The sequence below is a fragment of the Shewanella sp. 11B5 genome, assembly GCF_002836795.1.
Taxonomy (GTDB): Bacteria; Pseudomonadota; Gammaproteobacteria; order Enterobacterales; family Shewanellaceae; genus Shewanella; species Shewanella frigidimarina.
Genome location: NZ_PJAP01000857.1, coordinates 1 through 3,561, shown reverse-complemented (window position 1 = coordinate 3,561; position 3,561 = coordinate 1). Strand labels below are relative to the sequence as shown.

Sequence of the window (3,561 nt, the reverse complement as noted above, 5' to 3'; positions counted from 1 at the left end):
TGCGCTAATCACGTCCCCAAATAGTGTCAGTGTGGATGAACTACAAGCGGCTATTGCCAGTTTGTTGAATACAGACCATGTGATGATTGCTCAAAGCGCGTTTACAGACACCAGTGTCTTGTCTATTGAACCTGCAATGCACAAAGACACTAATGGTCGTTTATTAATGGGGCGCTCAATCGTGATGCCAGAGAGTGTGCAGCTGCTTATTCATGGCGATACATGCTTGCTTGAGCACGCCAAAGCGGCCAACGTAAAATATTGCAAATAACCACCTGCCGAGCCGAGTAACACTGGCTAACTTATGGCGTAGTTACCTGTTAATTCAGACTTAGACTCAGTAGTACCAATGACGAAATATTGTCATTGGTACGACTGGAATATTGCTGGTTTATTACCGGAGTTTTATTGTCAATCTGATGGATATTATTGTGATTAACGCTTCAGCGTTAATCACAATAATGAGTTAAGAGTTAAGAGTTAAGAGTTAAGAGTTAAGAGTTAAGGATTGAGTTAAGGGCTGAGTTAAGAACCAAATTCGGGACTAAATACAGACTACGTATTAACCTTGTGCCTGGTAAGTAAAATGTTCTTAGTTAATAGAAAGGTAGCCTAGGCTACCTTTCTATTATTACTTCTCCACTACAGAGATAATTATCTATTATCCGTAGCAGAGGTTATTTATTATCTGAACGTATCACTAACTCAACGCGGCGGTTTTGTTTCTGGCCCGCTTCATCAAGATTATTGGCAATAGGCGAGTACTCACCAACCCCTTTGGCTTCAACTTGTTGTGCAGAAATAGAGAACTGTTTGATCAAACGGGTTTTAATTGCAGTCGCGCGTTTTTCTGACAAGGTTTGGTTATAAGCTTGCGAGCCCTGGTCGTCTGAGTGTCCTACAACATAAAACAGCTGTTTAGGGTGTGTTTGTAGGTATTGAGCAACCACTTCTACAATCGGATAAGCTTCTGGCAGTAATTCATCGCTATCATATTTAAACAACAAACCGTCTAGTGCCACATGGCCTGTTTTGGCTATCTCATCGGTTAAGCCTTGCAAATCAATACCCACACGATTATTGTTTAACGTGGTTTCTTCAATGATTCGGATTTCAGCGGATAATCGCCCTGAAAACCCAATAACGTAAACCATAGCGTAAACATCACCTTCAGCTCTTTCTAACTTATAGAGTCTATAAAATTGGTTTTCTTCGCGACCAATTGCTGAATGTAATGCTATCTTAGTTTCTAATGTATCTTCGTTTCCGCACGCCTTCCCTAAACAGGTATAAACTTCCGTAAAGCCAAGCTTGGTTAATGCGTTATGGTAGTTTGCATCAATCTCAAATTCTGAGTAAGTACGTGGCAATATGTATGTAATATCGGTAACTTTCCCTTCCAGTTCCAACGTTTTATAGTTATCTCCAGCAAGTACCATGGTTTGGTTAAAGCCATGAGTCATATATTCCTGTATGTAAGCTCCAGCGACTCTGCTAAGCATTGGGTGGTCAGCCGAGTTTTTAGTATCTTTATCGCTATTGTCTTTAACCGTTATTTCACTCACAGCTTGTGATAAATAACTTTGATTAGTGGCCACCAAATCTAATGGCTCAGCGATGACTTCTATAATATCCAATTCTAAATTGGTAGCATTCTGCCAGCTAATCGCATATATCGACACATAAACTTGTTTTTTAGGCAGGGTAATATGTGCTGTTATTAATGATGGCAAGCTACTGGAAATATTTGTCAAAGGCGAGATAAATGAAGATAGCTTACGTTCATCACCACAACTTGCTTGTTCACATTCAAAAATGATCTCGGCATTGAGCGCGTTAAGCTGTTTTTTATAGTTATTGATTAAATGAGCCGGCGTATAAGACGGCGATAGCTCATAGTTGGTTCTAGTCAGTTTACCTCTTACTTCTTTTGACTGAATGTTTTTGTCATCAATTGCCGTGATCAATTGCACCGGCGTGAAGTGTCTAAGTTCACTTTTTGTGTCTTTTACCTCTTTGGGCTCAGAAAATAATTCTTGTGATGTTGCCGAATAGGCATTCATCGCTGGCATCGCCGCAATGATAATGGCTAATGACATTAGCGCGGGTTTTAACATATCAACTCCCTGTTGAAATAAAGTATCCAGTAATATTGAGAAAAAACATTAAGTCCCCATAAGATATTCAAACATCACTAGGGTGTAAATGAATTGCTATTAGAATTACAGAGTGATTATTACTTTTGATGTTTTTTGTCCTCGCGATACACCTAAAGGTATGTGGTTGTTGGTAGGCAATAGATCTGTATGAATATTTGGGTGGCAGCGGGAAATACATTATGAATGATAACGACGTGATCAAATACTTGTTTAGGTAATAACAATTGTTAATTAGTGATGAATAGGGTTAAGAAAATTGAATTAGATAATAAATTTTGTTTTTTAATCAGTACATAAAAATAGTGCGTGATTTTAACGCACAAAATGACATGGGTTTATATGCCGCGAATTTAGGTCCTCCTATCTTTAAGTATTTCACTGTTATTTTACTGCCTCGCACGAACAGATCGACATGCTAGGCAGGAATGGGCTTAACGTTGTATCTCATCGCGATAAACTTACATTCCCAGCAATCAGATGAATAACAGGCCTCTAAGATGACATCATAATGGGATTGTTACAGCATAGACTCGGTCTGTTGAGTGCGATTTTAACGCTTATTGAAGACTAGCTTTACATGGCAATTCATTCCAAGGATTTGAAATACATTTTTATCAAATCAATCGCAATAGTGATAATTTTCATGGTGAACGCTCCTTAAGTAACGGTATGGTTCAACATCAGTTTGGTGCATTGACACCGTATTCGAGATTGTCCATCTCATCATTAGTTATTTTCCAGTCAAGCCGCTATAAAGAGGTATTACTGATTTTATAAATTATTAAAACTATTCATTAATTTTCAAAAGCTCCTAAATCAAATGAGTTACAGTCAAAAAATAATAATATATACATTAGATTAATTAATGTGATAAATAATATTTATCGCTGTATTTTATGTTGAGATACGGGCAGAATCAGCTTCCTTTTGGTTAGCTAGAATTATCTTATGTTAGAAGTAAAAGTAATCAGTATTTTGTGGTTCATCGGTGTATTAGCTGAAGCGATGACAGGCGCCCTGGCCGCAGGCAAAAAACAGATGGACCTTTTTGGTGTGGTGATTATTGGTTGTGTGACCGCGATTGGTGGTGGCACTCTGCGTGACATGCTTTTGGGTAACTATCCCCTAATATGGGTTGAAAATGCACATTATTTGTTAGCTGTTGCGGCGGCATCACTCCTAACAGTGATGATTGCACCGTTAATGCGTTACTTATCACGATTATTTCTGGCTATTGACGCTCTTGGTCTGGCGGTATTTTCTGTTGTTGGAGCGCAGAAAACCTTAATGCTGGGTTATAGCATTGAGATAGCCATTGCCATGGGGGTCGTGACTGGTGTTTTTGGCGGCGTTATTCGTGATGTTTTATGCAATCAAGTGCCACTGATTTTTAAGAAAGAGC

At 38.7% G+C, this 3,561-nt stretch carries 2 protein-coding genes and 2 pseudogenes; 2 read left to right on the top strand and 2 right to left on the bottom strand.

Annotated features, from left to right (window positions below; genetic code table 11):
• Positions 1–271: pseudogene (locus tag CXF78_RS21535) on the top strand (hypothetical protein); the annotation flags it as partial.
• A 406-nt stretch (positions 272–677) separates the two neighbouring features.
• On the opposite strand, the gene CXF78_RS17210 reads toward CXF78_RS21535, so the two are convergent.
• Entirely contained in the window at positions 678–2,117 is a 1,440-nt protein-coding gene (locus CXF78_RS17210) for an OmpA family protein (protein WP_102037447.1), read from the bottom strand.
• Between the two features lie 460 nt (positions 2,118–2,577).
• Positions 2,578–2,804, bottom strand: a pseudogene (locus CXF78_RS21910) (IS110 family transposase); the annotation flags it as partial.
• Positions 2,805–3,107: 303 nt separating this feature from the next.
• On the opposite strand from CXF78_RS21910, the gene CXF78_RS17205 reads away from it, so the two are divergent.
• The coding region (locus CXF78_RS17205) for a trimeric intracellular cation channel family protein (RefSeq protein WP_102037446.1) at positions 3,108–3,561 on the top strand (454 nt) is incomplete at its 3' end.